The organism is Microbacterium sp. PI-1 (assembly GCF_004337555.1).
GTDB classification, from domain to species: Bacteria; Actinomycetota; Actinomycetes; order Actinomycetales; family Microbacteriaceae; genus Microbacterium; species Microbacterium aurugineum.
Map to the genome: position 1 here is coordinate 1 of NZ_SJYZ01000039.1, position 19,127 is coordinate 19,127.

Annotated in this window: 16 protein-coding genes; 5 read left to right on the plus strand and 11 right to left on the minus strand. The window is 69.9% G+C overall.

Annotated features, from left to right (window positions below):
• The 10 genes from E0W80_RS18220 to E0W80_RS18265 form a co-directional block, all read right to left on the minus strand.
• On the minus strand, positions 1-1,464 hold a 1,464-nt coding region (locus tag E0W80_RS18220; RefSeq protein ID WP_047524506.1), incomplete at its 3' end, for a catalase.
• Between the two features lie 66 nt (positions 1,465-1,530).
• Positions 1,531-1,950, minus strand: coding sequence for a Fur family transcriptional regulator (locus E0W80_RS18225; RefSeq protein WP_131494433.1), 420 nt, complete (start codon positions 1,948-1,950; stop codon positions 1,531-1,533).
• Positions 1,951-2,009: 59 nt separating this feature from the next.
• On the minus strand, positions 2,010-4,037 hold the full coding sequence (locus tag E0W80_RS18230; protein ID WP_240740583.1) for a hypothetical protein: 2,028 nt from the start codon (positions 4,035-4,037) through the stop codon (positions 2,010-2,012).
• Between the two features lie 4 nt (positions 4,038-4,041).
• Complete coding sequence (locus tag E0W80_RS18235; protein WP_131494435.1) at positions 4,042-5,061, minus strand: glycoside hydrolase family 130 protein; 1,020 nt, start codon at positions 5,059-5,061, stop codon at positions 4,042-4,044.
• Between the two features lie 26 nt (positions 5,062-5,087).
• Positions 5,088-5,930, minus strand: coding sequence for a carbohydrate ABC transporter permease (locus tag E0W80_RS18240; protein ID WP_131494436.1), 843 nt, complete (start codon positions 5,928-5,930; stop codon positions 5,088-5,090).
• Complete coding sequence (locus E0W80_RS18245; RefSeq protein WP_131494437.1) at positions 5,927-6,823, minus strand: sugar ABC transporter permease; 897 nt, start codon at positions 6,821-6,823, stop codon at positions 5,927-5,929. The genes E0W80_RS18240 and E0W80_RS18245 overlap by 4 nt, the downstream gene beginning before the upstream one ends.
• A gap of 4 nt (positions 6,824-6,827) precedes the next feature.
• Complete coding sequence (locus E0W80_RS18250) at positions 6,828-8,093, minus strand: extracellular solute-binding protein (protein ID WP_131494438.1); 1,266 nt, start codon at positions 8,091-8,093, stop codon at positions 6,828-6,830.
• A 68-nt stretch (positions 8,094-8,161) separates the two neighbouring features.
• Positions 8,162-9,166, minus strand: a complete 1,005-nt coding sequence (locus E0W80_RS18255; RefSeq protein ID WP_131494439.1) for a LacI family DNA-binding transcriptional regulator — start codon at positions 9,164-9,166, stop codon at positions 8,162-8,164.
• A 174-nt stretch (positions 9,167-9,340) separates the two neighbouring features.
• Positions 9,341-10,261, minus strand: coding sequence for a J domain-containing protein (locus E0W80_RS18260; protein WP_047524545.1), 921 nt, complete (start codon positions 10,259-10,261; stop codon positions 9,341-9,343).
• 69 nt (positions 10,262-10,330) lie between these two features.
• Positions 10,331-10,984 carry a YigZ family protein gene (locus E0W80_RS18265; protein ID WP_131494440.1) on the minus strand — a complete coding sequence of 218 codons (654 nt, stop codon included), beginning with the start codon at positions 10,982-10,984 and terminating at the stop codon, positions 10,331-10,333.
• 114 nt (positions 10,985-11,098) lie between these two features.
• On the opposite strand from E0W80_RS18265, the gene E0W80_RS18270 reads away from it, so the two are divergent.
• From E0W80_RS18270 to E0W80_RS18290, 5 genes are all read left to right on the plus strand, one after another.
• A complete protein-coding gene (locus E0W80_RS18270; RefSeq protein WP_131494441.1) occupies positions 11,099-13,228 on the plus strand; it encodes an MMPL family transporter in 2,130 nt (709 codons plus the stop codon).
• Complete coding sequence (locus E0W80_RS18275) at positions 13,194-14,501, plus strand: sensor histidine kinase (RefSeq protein WP_131494442.1); 1,308 nt, start codon at positions 13,194-13,196, stop codon at positions 14,499-14,501. The genes E0W80_RS18270 and E0W80_RS18275 overlap by 35 nt, the downstream gene beginning before the upstream one ends.
• The gene (locus E0W80_RS18280; RefSeq protein WP_047524552.1) at positions 14,498-15,121 is read left to right on the plus strand and encodes a response regulator transcription factor; all 624 of its coding nucleotides are present in this window, start codon (positions 14,498-14,500) and stop codon (positions 15,119-15,121) included. The genes E0W80_RS18275 and E0W80_RS18280 overlap by 4 nt, the downstream gene beginning before the upstream one ends.
• Positions 15,122-15,260: 139 nt before the next feature.
• Complete coding sequence (locus E0W80_RS18285; protein WP_131494443.1) at positions 15,261-16,733, plus strand: MATE family efflux transporter; 1,473 nt, start codon at positions 15,261-15,263, stop codon at positions 16,731-16,733.
• 135 nt (positions 16,734-16,868) lie between these two features.
• Positions 16,869-17,285, plus strand: coding sequence for a hypothetical protein (locus tag E0W80_RS18290; protein ID WP_131494444.1), 417 nt, complete (start codon positions 16,869-16,871; stop codon positions 17,283-17,285).
• Positions 17,286-17,289: 4 nt separating this feature from the next.
• On the opposite strand, the gene E0W80_RS18295 is transcribed toward E0W80_RS18290, so the two are convergent.
• Positions 17,290-18,999 (minus strand): AMP-binding protein, encoded by a 1,710-nt coding sequence (locus tag E0W80_RS18295; RefSeq protein WP_131494445.1) that lies wholly within the window; start codon positions 18,997-18,999, stop codon positions 17,290-17,292.
• Between the last annotated feature and the right edge of the window lie 128 nt (positions 19,000-19,127).

Sequence of the window (19,127 nt, forward strand, 5' to 3'; positions counted from 1 at the left end):
GACCTGCGCGCGCAGCGCCTCACCCAGCCCCGCGTCGACGTTCGTCCAGTACTGGAAGAAGCGCTCGCGGATGCCGTCGACCGTGATCGAACGGCCCTGGCCGGTCAGTGTCTCCAGGAACCGGGCCCGCTGCACATCGTCGAACACCTCGCGGTAGAGCGTGCCGGCCTGGCCGAAGTCGTCGTCCTCGGCGTGCAGCGTCGCGGCGGAGCGGATCAGCTCGCCGTCGGACTCCCAGCTCGCCTCGACGCCTGCTGCCGGATCGGCCTCGGGCCCGCCGGCCGCACCGTAGGAGTTCGGCGTGTAGGTGCGGTGCTCGGCCGGGTTGAACCGGTACTGCATCTGGCCCTCGTGCATGTAGTTGCGCACCTCGGCCGCGTGCGGCTGGTTGACCGGCAACTGGTTGTAGTTCGCGCCGATGCGGTGGCGCTGCGCGTCGGAGTACGAGAACACCCGTGCCATCAGCATCTTGTCGGGCGAGATCCCCGTGCCGGGCACCTGGTTCCCGGGCGAGAACGCGGCCTGCTCGATCTCGGCGAAGAAGTTCTGCGGGTTGCGGTTCAGCGTGAACGTGCCCACCTTGATGCGCGGGTAGTCCTTCTTCGACCAGGTCTTCGTGAGGTCGAACGGGTTGAACCGGTAGGCCTTGGCCTCGTCGTACGGCATGATCTGCACGTACACGTCCCACGAGGGGTGGTCGCCCCGGCTGATCGCGTCGAAGAGGTCACGGCGGTAGTAGTCGGCGTCCGACCCGGCGAGCTTCTCGGCCTCGTCGGCCTCCATGGTCTCGAAGCCCAGGGTGGAGAGGAAGTGGTACTGCACCCAGAAGCGCTCTCCGGCCGCGTTCACCCACTGGTAGGTATGCGAGCCGTAACCGTTCATGTGCCGCCAGCTGCGCGGGAGGCCCCGGTCGCCCATGAGGTACGTGACCTGGTGGGCGGTCTCGGGCGAGAGCGTCCAGAAGTCCCACTGCATGTCGGCGTCGCGGAGGCCGGAGTCGCCCAGACGCTTCTGCGAATGGATGAAGTCGGGGAACTTCATCGCGTCGCGCAGGAAGAACGTCGGGGTGTTGTTGCCGACGATGTCGAGGTTGCCCTCGGTCGAGTAGAAGCGCAGCGAGAAGCCGCGCACATCGCGCCAGGTGTCGGGGGAGCCCTGTTCACCGGCCACCGAGGAGAAGCGCAGGAGCGTCTCGCTCTCCGCTCCGGGCTGGAACACGGCTGCACGGGTGTACGCCGATACGTCTTCCGTGACGACAAAGGTGCCGAAGGCGCCGCCGCCCTTGGCGTGCGGGTTGCGCTCCGGCACCCGCTCGCGGTTGAAGGAGGCGAGCTTCTCGACCAGATAGCGGTCGTGGAGGACCGTGGGACCGTCGGCCCCGACCGTCAGGGAGTGCGCGTCGCTGGCGACCGGTGTGCCGGTCTGCGTCGTGGTGGCGGGTTTCGGGGTGGCAGGGTTCGTCATGGTGTTCTCCTTCTGCGCGCCGGCGCGGCGAATGCTCCACCCGTTGAGGGGAGGATCGCCGGGGACCTACGCGGCGTTCTGGCAGCTGGGGCAGACGCCCCAGAAGGTGACTTCGGCTGTCTGGACGGTGAATCCCGCCGCGGAGGACGGGGTGAGACACGGCGCGTCGCCGACCACGCAGTCCACATCGCCGACCGCACCGCAAGAGGTGCAGACGATGTGGTGGTGGTTGTCGCCGATACGCCGCTCGTAGAGCGCCGCGGAACCTGCCGGTTCGATCCGACGGATGAGGCCCGCCGTCGTCAGGTCCGCGAGGATGTTGTGCACCGACTGGATCGACGTGGTCGGGAGCACGACGGACACGGCGCGGTAGAGCCGCTCCGCATCCGTATGGGCCATGGAGTCGAGAGCTTCGAGAACGGCGACGCGGCCCGCGGTCGACCGTAGCCCGGCGCCGTGAAGCACCGAGTCGAATTCTGTCTCCATGTCCCCGAGCCTAGCGCTTCTTTTGAGTGATTCAAAAGAACGGCGAGTCGGCGCCCGATTCAGCGGGTGACGGTGAAGCCTCCGCCGTGAACACGCACCTTCCCGTGACCGCTCGCCGGTCCGCGCTGGCTGCCGTCGGCGTCGTAGGAGCGTCCGGAACCCGGGGCCAGGGGAGCGACCTGCTGCGTGCGACCGGTCGCCTCGGTGTAGAGCACGGCCGGGCGTCCGGTCGTCGAGTACACCGCGCTCGCCACCCGCGGCTGGATCAGAAGCGCGTCGAGCCGGACGTCGCCGCGACTCGTGCACCGCACGGTCACCGGAGCATCCGGCAGATCGCCGCCGAGCCGTTGCGGTACCAGCATCCCCTCCGCCTCGGTGAGCCCGCGGTCGCCGGTACCTCCGGCGGGTGTCCGTGTCGTCCACAGGCGATGTCGACCGCGGAAGACCTCCCACACCGCCTCGCCTGCCTGCGCGGCCTGACGCCAGACGACACCGTGCAGGACGGCGTCGGCTTCCGTCACGTCGAACTCGACCCACTCGCCCTTCGGCAGGTGCACGAAGGATCCGCCGGACAGGTTCCCCTCGCCGATCCACGCGCCCGTCTCGGGGGTCACGATCGCGGCGCCGGGCGACCGTCGCGCTGCCTCGGCCTCCAGGACCCGCAGCCCGGAGAACGAGGCGAGGCCGGTGATCGAGGTCGCGAGGTCGGCCACATCGCGGTTGGCGTCGAGCAGGAGCATCGTGAGCAGCCCGTGGATCGTCGACTCGGCGCCGGAGTTGCGATTCACCCGCCCGTCGGTCTCCACCCCGTCGAAGGTCACGCCCGTCGCCGGGTCGTACACCGGAACCCCCGCCGTGTTCGCGCCGAAGAACCACCCGGCGGCGAGACCCGCGAGCACGCGCAGCCCGTCGCCGCCGACGGCCGCCGCTTGCAGAGCTCCCGCGACGCGGCCGTGGGCACCGTAGGCGATCTGGGCCTCGGCCGGCAGAGGTGCCCAGGCGTTGTGCGGACCCCCGCACGTGAGCACCTGCGGGGTGAAGCGCCCGGCATCCGCGATGGCGGCGGCGGACCACTCCCGCCGCCGGAGCAGCGCCCCGCCGCGGGCCAGCGCCTCGGGTGCCGCGGCACCCCAGGCGTGCCAGAACCCGAGCGAGCCGGTCCAGGGCAGGACCGCGCCGAAGGGCCAGCCCTTCGAGGGATCGGTGGCCATCGCGGCCACGCCTTCGCCGTAGGTCTGCAGCGCGGCGCGGCTGCGGGAGTCGCCGACCTCGGCCGCGGCGGCGAGGCCGAGCATGGCTTCGGCCGTCGCATCCGCGCCACCGGCGATCAGCCAGGCGGGCAGCCGGCGACCGTCGCTCTTCACCCATCGCCCCGCGCGGGAGAGCGACTCGCGGCGCAGCGCATCCAGGCACAGGTGCAGCCGCTCGCGGAGGAAGGCCGCGAACTCGGGATCCTCGCGACGGAAGGCCGCGTAGCCCTCGCCGAACGCCCAGACGCTACGTGCCAGCCAGTAGGACTCGGCGGAGTCGGACGGATCGGGCAGCTCCACCGGGATCGCGCTCGGGGTCAGCGTGCCGTCCTCCTGCTGCCACAGGACCACGCGCCCGGCGTTCGGCCCCGACGTCGTCTGCAGGAACGCCAGAGAGCGGAGGACGTCCTTCGCCTCGTCGCGGCTCTGCGTGTCGCGCGTCGCCTTCCAGTCGCGGAGGAACACGATCGCCGCGCGCGCGATGTCGTCCGCGTTGTACGCTCCCTGCGACCAGTACCCCGTCGCCGCGTCGAGGGTGCCACCGCCGACCGGGCGGTACCCGCCCGCTCCATCGGTGTCCGCGTAGGTCCAGGGAGCGCGGACCGTCGGCTTCGCCTCGAGGCCGAACGTGGTGTGCGTCGCGCTCGCCCTGACTGGGACCTCGGCGAGGAGGAATCGCAGGTGGGCGAGGTTCGTCAGTCTCCGCCGGTGCGGGCCCCCGAGCCGGACAGCCGAGTCGGGCGTCACGGACGCGGCGACGGCCGACCCCGCGGGGACGAGAGCGAGGGCGGACGCCGTCGCCGCAAGGGTCAGGAACGTGCGTCGTGAGGTCTCCACGGCGTCACTCTCCGGCTTCCGTACGCGAGGGGGCATCGGTGTGCGAGGGGGCATCGGTGTGCAGCGCCCGTCCCCAGGGCTGTGCGGGGTCGTGGATCGCCACAGCGAGAGTCGTGTCGGACTGGCCGTAGTACGCGAACCACTTGCCGTGGAACTTCACCAGCCCCTCCACGAAGGTCACGTTGGAGACGAGTCCGTGCGTGTCCTCGAACGTCTGCGGGCGCAGCCAGGGCTCCTGCAGTCGCGCGATGACACGCGTCGGCTCGTCGGGGTCGATCGCGATCTGCCCGCAGCGGTAGTCCACCTCCACCGTGCCGTCCTCGTGCACGGTGCGTGTGGCGCCGTTGGTGAGGAAGAGCAGCAGCCCGTTGTCGGTCACCACGGGAGAGGCGCCGATCTCGACGAGCGCCTCGTCCCAGGTGCCGGGCGTCGGCGAGTACATCGGCTCGGTGTCGGGCGTTCCGGGGGTCCAGTGGATCAGATCGTCGCTGGTCGCCCAGTAGATCGCGCCCTCGCCGAAGTACATCCACCACGTGCCGTGCATGCGCTGCGGCACGATGACCCCGGCCTTCGACCAGTTGAATCCGCGCGGGTCCATGGTCTTGAACGTGTCGAAGTCGTCGAACAACGGACCGTGCTTGGTCCAGGTGCGCAGGTCGGTCGAGGTGGCCAGGCACAGTTGTGCACTGCGGCGATCCCACCCCGTGTAGGTCAGGTAGTACGTGCCGTCGATCAGCGCGATACGCGGATCTTCGCAGCCGTAGCGTTCGTAGTCTTCGGACGGGGACAGGATCGGCGCGTCCTCGCGGGTGAACGTCACCCCGTCCTTCGACCGGGCGATGCCGATGTGGGAGACGATGTCGTCGGCGTGCGCTCGGTAGAGCAGCACGACCTCGTCGCCATCGACGAGGGCCGCCGGGTTGTAGAGGTTGGCCGATTCCCAGCTGTCACCCCGAGGGCGCAGGATCGGGTTGCTTTCGTAGGGCGTGAACGGACCGAGGGGGAAGGAGGCTCCGGTGAACATGGGGCACTTTCTGTCGGGGATGGGGGCTAGCCTTTGACGGCCGCGCCGAGGTCGGTGGCTTTGAAGAAGCGCTGGAAGACGATGAAGAGGATGACGACGGGGAACGCGAGCGCCGTGGCGCCGGCGAGGATCGCGCCGTTCGGGTTGGCCGTCGACTGCGCCACGTTGGAGATGTAGTTGGCGAGGGACACGGCCAGCGGCTGCAGGCTCGCATCCTTCGTGATGAGGAACGGCCAGAGGAACTCGTTCCAGGGGCCGATGAACGTGACCAGCACGACCGTCACGAGCACGGGGCGGATGAGCGGGATCGCGACCGATGTGAGCAGGCGGATCTCGCCGGCACCGTCGATCCGTGCGGCCTCGAAGATCTCTACCGGCAGCGCCTTGAAGAACTGCACGAAGATGAACACCGCCGTGGTGTTGATCAGGAACGGCAGGATCATGCCCAGATACGAGTCGCCGAGTCCATAGCTGCGGGTGATCTGCACGTAGAGCGGGATCATCAGCAACTGGAACGGCACCATCTGCACGAGCAGCATCAGCACCCAGATCACGCCACGCCCCCGGAAGTCCAGCCGGGCGATGGCATAGCCGGCGAGCAGCCCGAACACGACCGTTCCCAGGAGGACGCCCGCCGTGAAGATCAGCGAGTTGAGCAGCGAACCGACCAGGTCGATGCGCGAGTCGATCGCGACGAAGTTGTCGACCGTCCACCCGCTCGTGGGGAACAGCTCGCTGGGGGAGTTCGTCGGGTTCTCCTGGAACGCCCCCACGATCATGAAGTAGAACGGGAAGGCGAAGCCGACGGCCGCGATCGTGAGCAGGATGATGCTCAGGATGCGGGGCAGTGAACGCTTCTTTCGCATCATCGCTCCCTCGTCACGCGATTGGCCGCCAGCGACAGCATCCCGACGAAGATCACGAGGATCATGCCGATCGCCGCTGCCGTGTCGGGGTTCTGCTGTTGGATGCCCAGCTGGTAGATCAGCAGGACGGGGGTGGTCGAGGCGCCGTCCGGGCCGCCGCCGTTGGTGAGCAGGTACGGCTCGGTGAAGAGGTTGGCTCCGGTGATGATCGAGAGGATCAGCACGAGGGTCGTGGCGCTGCGCACCCCGGGGATCGTGACGTGCCGGAAACGCGAGAACACCCCGGCGCCGTCGGTCTCCGCCGACTCGTAGAGCTCCCTCGGCACGTTCTGCAGGGCCGCCAGGTAGAGCAGGATGTAGAACCCGAGCTGCTTCCAAGTGACGTAGAACGCGATCATCGGCATCGCGAGTCCGCTGTTCACGAGCCACGACGGGTCCGGGGCGAGCGGGCCGAGGATGGTGTTGATCAGCCCGTTGCCCGAGAACAGCAGCATCCACACGCCCACGAGGGAGACGCTCGCCGTCAGGTAGGGGACGTAGAACGCGACCCGGTAGGCGGCGACCCAGCGGATGCCGGTGTTGAGCGCCGCGGCGAGGACCAGGGCGAGCACCGCCGTGAGCGGCACGTTGATGACGAGGAAGATCAGGGTGTTGCGGAAGGATCCGAGGACCCGCGGGTCGGTGAGCACCGTGACGAAGTTGTCGAAGCCGACGAACGGGCGGTCGACCTCGGTGCCGGGTGCCGTGAAGAAGTAGTCGTGGAAGGCGATGTAGACGGCGAACGCGAGCGGATACGCGAAGATCGCGATCACGAACACGAAGTACGGCAGCGCGAACAGCCCGCCGACCGGTTGCGCACCCAGCCATCGGGTGCGCAACCGCTTCTTGTCGGTCACGATGTCACTCGGCGACGAGCTCGTCGATCTTCGTCGCCGCATTCCCGAGGAAGTCGTCGATCGACTCCTTGTCGAAGATCACGGCGGAGGAGTACTCGTCGCGGAACGCCTGCCATGCCTCGACGGAGTTCGGGATGCTGGGGACGTCGGCGGTCTTCTCGGCCTGCTCGGCGAACGCCACGTAGTTCGGGTTCGCGGCGAAGTAGTCGCCGTAGGCGTCGGTGAGGCCGGTGCGCATCGGCATCTGACCGGTCGCCTCGAGCAGCTGTCCGTCGCTCTCCTCACTGGTCGAGAACTTCAGGAACTCCCACGCCGTGCCCTGGTTCTCGCAGGCCGTGAACATCGACACGCTCTTGGAGTCGGCGAAGGTCGTGGGGTTGTCCCGGCCGTCGCTGGTCGGCACGGGCATGAAGCCGACGTCGACGGTGTCGGCGTACGACGGGATGGCCCAGGGGCCGGCGAGCTGCATGGCGGTGGTGCCGGCCGACATCGCGTCGTCGGTCGAGGCCTCGTTCGGCGACAGCTTCTCGTCGTAGAAGGTCTTCCAGAACTCGGAGACCGTGCGCCCGGCGTCCGAGTAGAACGTGGCCTTGCCGTCTTCCACCAGCATCGTGCCGTCCGTCTCGGCCAGGTACAGCGGATAGAAGTCGAACCACGGCTGGTAGAACTCGCTGGTCGGAGCGGGCCAGATGGCGCTCTGCACACCGGAGTCGACGATCGCGCGCGAGCCTTCGAGGAACGAGTCGTAGGTGTTCATCTGCGGGTCTTCGGGGTCGATGCCGGCGGCTTCGAAGAGCGCCTTGTTGTACATGACCATCACCGGGTTCGACTTCCAGGGCAGCTGGTAGAAGCTGCCGTCACTGGCATAGGCGTCGACATCGCCGCCGCGCTCGGTGATGTAGTCGGCGCCCCCGTCGATCGCGCTGAGGTCGACGAGACCTCCCTGCTTGACCCAGCCCGAGACCGCGGCAGGGGCCACGTTGTAGACGAGGCAGGGCGCGGTGCCGGCGGTGATCGCGGCGGTGATGGCCTCTTCCGACGACGATCCGGCGGGAATCTCCTGTGCCTTCACCTGCTCGTCGGGATGCTCGGCGTTCCAGGCCTCGACGACGGCGGTTCCCCAGGCGACCTCCTGCTCGTTGTTGGAGAGCCAGATGCTGATGGGGCCGGTGCCGTCGGCGGATCCCTCCCCGCCACCACCTCCGGCCGAGCATCCGGTGGCGACGAGAGCCGTGGCGCCGATCAGGGCGATTGCGCGGAACTTCTTCATGATGTCCTCCTTGACACTGCGGGGTACGGCTGCATGGCCGTGGGGTGGTGCGGTAGGTGGTGGTGCGGTCAGGCGCGTGCTGCCGACCCGGTGCTCTCCCGGAAGTGCACGACGTTGCAGTCGACGACATCGGTGCGCGGCGGCGCTCCGATGATCTCCGCCCGCAGGAGCCGGGCGGCGGCGCGGCCCCGGGCGGCGGGATCAGAGGAGACGCTGGTCAGCGCCGGCGACAGGTGGGCGGAGAGGTGATCGTCGTCGAATCCGGAGATCGCGAGGTCCTGGGGAATCGAGAGTCCCTGTGCGCGTGCATAGGAGAGGCCGGCGATCGCCATGGTGTCGTTCGAATAGAGGATCGCGGTCGGCCGGTCGGGCAGGGCGAGGAGCTCGGCGGTGCGGGCGCGCCCGCTCGCGGCCGTGAAGTCGCCCTCGCGGAGCAGCTCGTCGTCGCCGACCGCCTCGACGTACGCCTCGGCGCGTGCCTTCGAGTGCACGTAGTCGAGGGGGCCGGAGACGTGGGCGATGCGTCCGTGTCCGGCGGCGCGGAGGTGTGCGACGAGCTCGCGGATCGGTGCGGCATCGTCGGTGCGCACGCACGAGAACCCGGTCGGCTGGTCGTAGGCGCCCACCAGGACGGTCGGGAGGCCGAGGTCGTCGAGGAACGGCACGCGCCAGTCGTCGGTGCGCAGGTCGAGCAGGAGCGCCCCGTCCGCCCTGCCGTGGGTGAGCGTGCGGTACGCCCGTTCCTCGGCGTGGCGGTCGGGGACGACCTGGAGCAGGAGCGCGGTCTCGGTCTCGGCGAGCACCGACTCGACCCCGGCGATGAAGGCCGGGAAGAAGGAGTCGTTCGCGATGACCTCCGGGTCGCGGGCGAGGACGACTGCGATGGCGTTGGCCCGGCGGGTGGCGAGTGCCCGTGCGCTCTGGCTCGGGGCCCACTCCAGCTTCTCGGCCGCGGCGAGCACCTTCGCCCGCGTCTCCTCGGAGATGGGGCGGTTGCCGCTCAGGGCATGCGAGACCGTGGCCTTCGTGACGCCGGCTTCCCGGGCGACATCGGCGATCGTCGTGCGGCTCATGCCACCTCCTCGTGGACCCGGCACAGAGATGTACAGCGTGAACCGGTTTGATGAGTGTAAACCGGTTTGATTCCGGAAGTCAACGGTCCTGTCGGCCTTCGAATCACCCGAATGGCGCGACGAAGACGCTGGATACGACCGTTCGCGCGATCCGAAAGCGGACGGGCGGTGGGGTCAGACGAAGCGGACGGTCTGCTGCAGGCGCGTCCGGACGTCGAACAGCTCGTTGCCGCCGATCGCGCGCGCGTGCGGCACACCCTGACGCAGCACCATGGCGAGCGCACTGCGGCGCACCACCACGACCGGGACTCCGCGACTGGTGCCCAGCGGTGTGACGGCCTGGGCGAGGTCGTCATCGGGCAGCACCACGATGGCGCCGCTGAATCGGACGCGTGCGGCCTTGGCGATCGTTCGCATCCGGCGGAGGGCCGCGGTGACGGGCGCCCGCGTGCCGAGGCTCGGTCCGGTGATCTCGCCGCGACGGAAGCCGACGACCCCGCCGAAGTCCTCCGACATCACGCCGTACAGACCCGAGGGACCGAGGATCACGTGGTCGAGTTTGTCGTCGGCGTCTGCTCCGGCCACGACGTCGTGCCAGACGGTGTAGCCCATCCCGAGGTCGGAGACCGTGCGCGCCGTCGCCTCTTCCGCGAGGGCATCGGCGAGGAGGCGGCGCACGTCACGCGGTGCCGAGCGCACCAGGGCGGGGTCGTAGGGGTCGGGCACGTCGACGCCGCGGCCCGCCCATTCGCGGATGAGCGCCAGGTAGCGCTCCCGGCGCCAGCCTCCGGGGTGGCCGTAGGCACGGGCGCGCGGACGTGTGTCGGTGCGAGCGGCCGGCGGTCGCCATCCGCTCCACTCGGCACCGGCATCGTGGGTCACGCCGGTTCGGCGGTCGTAGGCGGCGCGGCTCTCGACGGTGCCGACCAGCTCCCACGCGCGCTGCACCTGGATGAAGACAGCGGCGTCGCCGCCCGTGTCCGGATGGGTCTGCCGAAGACGCAGGCGGTAGGCGCGGCGCAACCCGTCCTCATCGATCGAGGGGTCGACGCCGAGGACCTCATAGGCCGACGCCGAGAGCGGACTGTCGAACATCGCTCTCCCTCCGCGACCGCGGCATCCAGGATATCCACCCGACTGGCTTCCTTCGCGATTCGAAGGGGGTCAGGCGGGCACGTCGACGATGCGCTCGACGCCGAGCACCGGGACGACAGCTCCCGCGGACGCGGCGGCCAGATCGTCGGTGAGTCGAGGGAGCTCCGTCTGCGGGGCCCACAGCTCGAGCGTGGCCGTCGCGGCATAGGTCGGTTCACCGAGCGTCGCGCCGTGATGAGCCGCCCACTCGCGCAGCAGGTTGTCGTAGCGACCCGCGTCGGCGTGCGGCACCTCGAGCGTCACCTGCCGCAGCGCTGCCCTGCGCACGAGGGCCGCCTGGTCGAGGGTCTCCGACACCGCGGAGGAGTAAGCGCGCACGAGCCCTCCCGCCCCGAGCTTCACCCCGCCGAAGTACCGCGTCACCACGGCGACCACGTCGGTCAGGTCACGCCGACGCAGCACTTCCAGCATCGGGATCCCGGCCGTGCCCGAGGGCTCCCCGTCATCCGACGACCGGGCCTGATCGCCGAGCAGGCCGGTGACCATCGCGGTGCAGTTGTGGTTCGCGTCCCAGGCCCTCTTGCGGATCCCTGCGATCACCGCCTCCGCCTGCTCGACCGAGGTCACGGGCTCGACGTGCGTGAGGAAGCGCGACTTGCGGATGACCGTCTCGTGCTCGATCGCGGCGGCGATGGTGGCGGGATAGCTGCGGACGGAGGTCACCCGCCTCACGATACCCAGGCCGCATCCCGCCCGGAGCGGATCCATCGAAGGGTGGAGACCCGTCTCCGCCCCGCGCGCGATCCGCCGGGGAGTCGCGGCGGCTGGACTGGATCCATGCTCCGCACCCTCCGTTCCCTCCCCCTGTGGCTCACCTCCCGTCGCGGCGCGTGGGTCTCCCTGCTGATCGCGGTGGTCGCCTTCACCGCCCTCCTCGGTGCGCTCGGACGGGCGTCGCTTCCCGCCGGCACCGACGTCGCCCCGCCCGACTCGGAATCCGCACAGGCGGCGATGCTCGCCGAACAGTTCCCCGACGCGGACGAGCACACGGTGCTGCTGGTCGCCGCCCGTGACGACGGCGGGGAGCTCCGCGACGCCGACCTCACCGCCCTCGGTGCCCTCGCGGCCGACGTCGAGGAGGAGACCGGACACGAACCGCGTGGTCCGATCATCAGCGACGACGGCGAGGCCGCAGCGATCCAGGCGACGCTGACGCTCGACGGCGGTGATGATGCCGCCGCGGAGGCCGTGCACGCTCTGCGCGACACGGTGGCGGCGCATCCGATCGACGGGGTCGGTGTGCAGGTCACCGGTGGTCCCGCGTTCGGTGTGGACGTCGCCTCCGCGTTCGACGGCGCCGACTTCACCTTGCTGATCGTGACCCTCGGGATCGTCGCACTGCTGCTCATCGTCACCTACCGCTCACCCGTGCTCTGGATGATCCCGCTCGTCGTCGTCGCGCTGGCCGATCAGCTGGCGAACAAGGCGACCGCCGCGATCGGCGCCGGGCTCGGTCTGCAGTTCGATTCCGGCATCGTCAGCGTGCTCGTGTTCGGGGCCGGGACGAACTACGCCCTCCTGCTCATCTCGCGCTATCGCGAAGAGCTCGCCCGTGAGGCCGATCACCGCCGCGCCCTGGTCGCCGCGTGGCGGGCCACCGCTCCGGCGATCGTCGCCTCGAACGTCACCGTGGTCCTTGCGCTGTCGACGCTGGCCCTCGCTGTGATCCCGGGCACGCGGGGGCTCGGTATCGCCTCGGCCGTCGGACTCCTGATCGCGCTCGCCGCCGTGCTGCTGGTGCTCCCGCCGGCGCTCGCCGTGTGCGGTCGTCGGCTCTTCTGGCCGTTCGCGCCGCGCGTGGGCGACACCGCCGTCACGGGGCGCGTGTGGGGCGTGGTGGCACAGCGCGTCTCCCGTCGCCCGTGGGTGCCGCTGGTCGGCGGCCTCGCGCTCCTCGGTGTCCTCGCCGGCGGTCTGGCCGGGGCATCCGTCGGGCTCACCCAGGTCGAGAAGTTCCGGGTCGCGTCGGAGTCCGCCGCGGGGCTGACGACGCTCGGGGATCACTTCCCCGCAGGCGAGGCGCAGCCGATAGTCGTGATCGGGGGGACGGCGGAGGCCGAGGCGCTGGCCGCGGCGATCGACGACGTGCCGGGTGTGCTGCGGGTGTCGGCCACGGGCGACAGCAGCGACGGCGCGCTCACCCGTCTGCTCGTCGTCGGAGAGCCGGCACCGGGCACGACCGAGAGTCTCGATCTGGTCCGTGCCGTGCGAGAGGCCGCGGCGTCGGTGCCGGAGGCGGATGCCGCGGTCGGGGGGCCCGTTGCCGCAGATCTCGACGCGCGCGACGGCAATCAGCGCGATCTGCTGCTCATCGTCCCGCTCGTGCTCGCGGTCAGCCTGCTCGTGCTCATCGTGCTGCTGCGCTCCCTGGTGGCACCGGTGCTGCTGCTCGCGGTGAACATCCTCAGCGCGGTCGCGGCGATCGGTGCGGGCACGTGGCTGAGCCGGGTCGTGTTCGGATGGGAGTCGCTCGACCTGCAGGTGCCGCTGCTGTCGTTCCTGTTCCTCGTGGCGCTCGGGATCGACTACACGATCTTCCTCGTCCATCGCGCCAGGATCGAGGCGCTGACGGTCGGGACGCGGCAGGGGATGGTGCGAGCGGTCACCGCGACGGGTGGGGTGATCACCAGCGCCGGAGTCGTGCTCGCGGCGGTTTTCGCGGCGCTCGGGTTGCTGCCCCTGGTCACGCTCGGACAGATCGGGCTCATCGTCGGGATCGGGGTGCTCGTCGACACCTTCGTCGTGCGCACCCTGGTGGTCCCTGCGTTGTTCGCCCTCGTCGGCGAACGGATGTGGTGGCCGCGGAAGGTCGGGGGTGCCGGATCCCGCGCCGATCGACACGGAGACCACCCGCGCGGGGGAGAATACGAGGATGCCGCAGTCGCCGTCCCCGCAGACGCGGGCTGAGCGTCCCGGCCGCGTCGACCCCGCGGCAGGGATCCGCGCGCCGCGCACGTGGGCGAGCCTGGTCGGGTCGATCCGGATCGGCCAGGCCGTCATCACGGTCGTGCTGGTCGCGATCGGCGCCTGGCGTGCGGCCGCCGACGGCGTCCCGCTGCCGTGGGTGCTCGCCCTCTCGCTCGTCTTCCTCGGCTGGTACGGCGGCGGCCTGCTGCTGGGCGAGCGGACCTCCGACCGTCGTCTGGCGACCGGGTGGCTGCTCGGGCTGACGCTCATCTGGCTCGGCGCGGTCGTGGTCTCTCCGGAATTCGTGTGGCTCGCGTTCCCGCTGTGGCTGCTCGCCGGCTTCGTGATGCGCCTGCGGTGGGCGCTGCTGCTGAGCGTGGTGGTGCTCGCCGTCGTGGTCACCGCTCCGCTGCTGCACACCGGCACCACGACCTACGCGAACGTGATCGGTCCTCTCGTCGGCGGTGTCTTCGCGCTGGGGATCTCCCGCGGGTACCTCGAGCTCGTGCGTGACGGCCGGGAGAGGCGTCGACTGATCGCGTCTCTCGTCGCGACGCAGGAGGAGATGGCGGCTCTGCAGGACGAGCTCGCCCGTACCCAGCGCGAGTCGGGGGCGAGCGCGGAACGCACCCGGGTCTCTCGCGACATCCACGACACGGTCGCGCAGAGCGTGTCCTCGATCGGGATGCTGGCACGGTCGGCGCTGGAGGCGGATGATCCGGCACAGCGCACCCGCGCGCTCGAACAGATCGGTGCGCTCGCCACGGAGGGGATGGCGGACGCGCGGCGCATCGTGAACGCGCTGATGCCTGCCGAACTCGAGTCCACCGCGCTCGGCGACGCGCTCGCCCGCATGCTCGCACGACTGGCCGAAGAGACCGGGATCGAGGGGACGCTGAACGCCGACGACGACCTCCCGGCGCTCGGCATCGACGCGGAGGTCGCCCTGTTGCGGACGGCGCAGTCCGCTCTCGCGAACGTCCGGTCCCATGCCGAGGCCTCTCGCGTCGTGGTCACCCTGGCCGACGCCGGTGACGCGGTGCGGCTCGACATCGTCGACGACGGAGTCGGCTTCGATGCCCGGCGCTGGGATACGCAGGGCGGAATCGGCAGCACGGGCGGGGGCTACGGGCTGCGCTCGATGCGCGCGCGGCTGCGGGAGCTCGGCGGAGGGCTCGACGTGGAGAGCGCCGCGGGCGACGGCACCGCGCTGTCGGCCCATGTGCCGCTCGGTGGAACAGCGCCGGCGCAGCGGACGGAAGGCACGGCATGACCGCCGTACGCGTGCTGCTCGTCGACGACCATCCCATCGTCCGGGCCGGAGTGCGCTCGCTGTTCGACCATCGTGACGACGTCGAGGTGGTCGGGGAGTCCGCCTCCGGCGAGGAGGCCGTGGCTCTCGCGCGACACCTGCATCCGGACGTCGTGCTCTGCGATCTGCGGCTCGGCGACGGCATGGACGGTGTGCAGACGACGGCCGCGCTCCGCGGGCTGGATCCGGCGCCCGCCGTCCTCATCCTGACCACGTTCGACCGTGACGCCGAGATCCTCGGGGCGATCGAAGCCGGCGCCTCCGGGTACCTGCTGAAGGATGTGGCCCCCGAAGACATCGTCCGCGCGATCCGTCAGGCGGCCGCCGGAGGACTCGTGCTCACCCCGGAACTCAGCGAACGGGTCGTGCAGGTCATGCGCGCACCGCGGGTGCGGCTGACCGAACGCGAGCTGGCGGTGCTCCGGCTGCTCGACACGGGCGCCTCGAACCGCGAGATCGCGAAGACCCTGTTCGTGACGGAGGCCACCGTGAAGACGCACCTCGTGCACGTGTTCGAGAAGCTCGGCGCCGACAGTCGTGCCCGCGCCATCGCCATCGCCCGCGACACCGGTCTGCTCTGAGCCTTCCGGCATCTCCAGCTCTTCCTGGCCTTGCGCAAGCGGCTGCTCCCGGCGAAGTCCGCCTGACCCCGCCTTCGAATCGATTCGATATGCTGGTGTGCACCCCGATCCATCCCCCAGCTCTGCGAGCCGCTCCTTCATGGCCACCTCCCTCACCACGGGCCGTCCGTGGCGCGTCATCCTTGCCTTCTCCATCCCCCTCCTGCTCGGCAATGTGGTCCAGCAGCTCTACCAGTTCGCCGACGCGATCGTCGTCGGCAGGCACCTCGGCGTCACCTCGCTCGCCGCCGTGGGCGCGACCGGCAGCCTGCTGTTCCTGCTCCTCGGGTTCGCCTGGGGCCTGACGAGCGGATTCGCGATCCCGATCGCGCAGGCGTTCGGCGCGCGTGACGATGCCGCCGTACGCCGCTCGGTCGCGACGGGTGTGTTCCTCAGCGCCATCACCAGCGTGATCCTCACGGTCGCGGCGCCGCTGCTCGCCGGTCCCATCCTGGCGCTGCTGCAGACACCGGCCGAGCTCATGCCCGAAGCCACGACCTTCACGCAGATCAGCTTCCTGGGCGCCAGCGCGACCATGTTCTTCAACTACCTCTCGGCGATCATCCGCGCCATCGGCGACTCCAAGACGCCCCTGGTCTTCCTCACCATCGCCTGTGCATTGAACGTCGGACTCGTCGTCCTGATGGTCGGCCCGCTCGGATGGGGTGTGGGCGGAGCCGCCCTCGCGACCGTCGTGGCGCAGGCGGTCTCGGTGGCGCTGTGTCTCGAGTTCGTGCGCCGCCGCCTGCCCATGCTGCACCTCCGCCGTGCCGACTGGCGCATCGGGCGGGACGACATCGCCGAGCACCTGCGCCTCGGCCTGCCGATGGGCTTCCAGGCCTCGATCATCGCGATCGGCACGCTCACCGTGCAGGTGGCGTTGAACACCCTTGGAGCTGATGCCGTCGCCGCGTACACGACGGGATCCCGGGTCGACAGTCTCGCGGTCGCGCTGCTCTCCTCGCTCGGCCTCGCGGTCTCGATGTACGTGGCGCAGAACCACGGCGGGCGTCGGCCCGATCGCATCCGTCGTGGTGTCGTCGAAGCGACGTGGATGGCGGTCGGCGCCGGCGTGGTGCTCGGCGTGCTGCTGATCGCCTTCGGTGCGCCGATGGTGCGCCTGTTCATCGGAGAGGGATCCGACGACGTCGTCGACATGGCGCATCGGATGCTGATCATCAACGGCTGCGGCTATTGGGCGCTCGGCATGCTGTTCGTGCTGCGCGGCGCACTCCAGGGCCTCGGCCACACGCTCGTGCCCACCGTGACCGGCGTGATCGAGTTGGTGATGCGCGTCGGGGCAGCCATCGTCCTCGGAGCCTGGATCGGTTTCGACGGCGTCGCCCTGAGCAATCCGCTCGCCTGGGTGGGAGCGATCGTGCTGCTGGTGCCCGCCTACATCCGCGCGCACCGGGCGCTCGCGCATCTCCCGGTCGCGCCTGCCGAGGCGACCGAGACCTCGGCGATCGCGATCGTCGGACCGACCGACGGCTCGATGGTCGTGGACGCCGTCGTCACCCAGCCCGTGCGCGTGGTGCGCGCCCGCCGGCTGCGGTGGCCGAGTCGGCGCTGAGGGTCCGCGACGCCGCCGTCGTGCCGACGAGATATCCGTCTGCAGGATGATGTGGATCGGACTTGAGACGGATGGCCTTTCCGAGACACACTTCTAGTGTCGAGGTAGCGGGATTTCCGCTGACGGGGGGTCGTCATGACGACAATGAGAGTGGCCAGCGATCTGGCTGCGGTGATGGTGCCGATCGGTTATGTGGGCGCGGCGATCGCCGCCGCCTGTGCGATCGTGGCGGCGGTCGCGGTGATCCGCGGGTCCGGAGGGCTCGCCGGGGGAGCCGTGGGGGTGTGGATCGTCGGTGCGCTGCTGAGCGTCACGGCGTCGTTCGCCCAGGAATGGACGCCGTTGATCCTTTCGGGGGCGGCGCTGGTCGGGATGCTGGTGATCGGGGGTGTCGTGCGGGCCATCATGACCGCGGCCGGTGCCGGACGGCCGGCGCGTGAGACGGATGCGGCACTGCCCGCAGCCGTGCCGGTGTCGAGGCCCGCGGTCGGGTCCAAAACGGCGCGCGTGGCGACGTCGCCGACGACCGCGTCGATCGCGGTGGTCCCCTGAGCGCTCAGCGATAGTCGCGGTCGCGGTGCTGTCCGGTTTCGTCGCCGGATTCCACGCGCGCGGCCTCGCGCCCACGCAGCTCGACACGACGGATCTTGCCGGAGATGGTCTTCGGCAGCTCGGGCACGAACTCGATGATCCGCACCCACAGGTGCGACGACAGGCGCTCGTGGGCGTAGGTGAAGATCGCTCGGGCGGCGTCCGTGTCGGCGACCGTGGCTCCGGGGGTCAGGCAGACATACGCCTTCGGCACGGCCAACCGCGTCGGATCCGGGCTCGGGATCACCGCCGCCTCGACCACGAGGTCGTGTTCGAGCAGCACCGACTCGAGCTCGAACGGCGAGATCTTGTAGTCCGAGGCCTTGAACACGTCGTCGGAGCGCCCGACGTAGGTGAGGTATCCGGTGACATCGCGCACCGCGATGTCACCGGTGTGGTGGTAGCCGCCGGCGCGGGACTGTGCCGTCTTCTCCGGGTCGTCGAAGTAGCCCGCCATCAACCCGAGCGGCGGGTTCGTCAGATCGAGTGCGATCTCCCCTTCGTGCTCGACGACGGCCCCGGTGACCGGGTCGAGCAGGACGACGGGGTAGCCGGGGAGGGGACGCCCCATGGATCCGACCTTCACGGTCTGACCCGGAGAATTCCCGATGCACGCCGTCATCTCGGTCTGCCCGAACCCGTCGCGGATCGTGCCGCCCCACGCATCGCGCACCCGGTCGATGACCTCGGGATTCAACGGTTCGCCCGCACCGACCAGCTCGCGCGGAGGGTGGGTGAGACGCGAGAGGTCGGCCTGGATCAGCATCCGCCAGACGGTGGGCGGTGCACAGAACGTCGAGACGTGGTGAGTCTCCATGACCTGCATGAGGGTGTTCGCGTCGAAGCGGGCGTAGTTGTAAACGAACACGGTCGCCTCGGCGAGGAACGGCGAGTAGAAGCTCGACCAGGCGTGCTTCGCCCAACCGGGCGATGAGATGTTGAGGTGTACGTCGTCGGGGCGCACCCCGAGCCACCACATGGTCGACAGGTGTCCGACCGGGTACGAGACGTGGGTGTGCTGCACGAGTTTCGGGCGGTTCGTGGTGCCCGAGGTGAAGTAGAGCAGAGCGGTGTCGGACGCGGGGGTGGGTCCGACCGGCTCGAAGGTGGCGGGGGCGTCGGCCGAGTCGTCGAAGCGCTCCCACCCCGCGGGGATGCCGTCGCCCACACCGATGCGCATGATGCCGGGGTCGATGGTCAGGACGCGGTCGCCGAGGGTTCCGAGGGTGATTACGGCTCGGGCGCGGCCGTGATCGACGCGGTACTCGAGGTCCGATGCCGACAGGAGCGTGGACGTGGGGATCGACACCGCACCGATCTTCGTGATCGCCAGCATCACCTCCCACAGCTCGATCGTGTTGTTCAGCATCACGATCACGTGGTCGCCCCGGCGGAGGCCGAGGCCGGTGAGCCAGGCGGCGACCTGGTCGGATCGCGTCGAGAGCTCGCCGTATGTCCAGGTGCGCAGGCTCAGGTCGGCCTCGACGATCTGCACCGCGGGACGATCCGGCTTCTCGGCGGCGACCACGTCGAACCACTCGAGGGCGAAGTTGAACTCGTCGACCTCGGGCCAGGCGAACCCTGCTCGCGCGGCCGCGTAGTCCGTCGCGTGGGTGAAGAGGAAGTCCCGCATCTCGCGGATGCTCTGCGTGGCGGCGGTCGCGCTGCGGCTCATGGTGCTCCCTTGTCGCGTGTTCCATCTTGTCGCGCGTTCCATCTTGTCGCGTGCGAGTGCAGAAACGCGCCTGACAGCCCCGTCTCCGGCGCACTTTTGATCCCGCAACCGGCGGGGGACGGGGACGG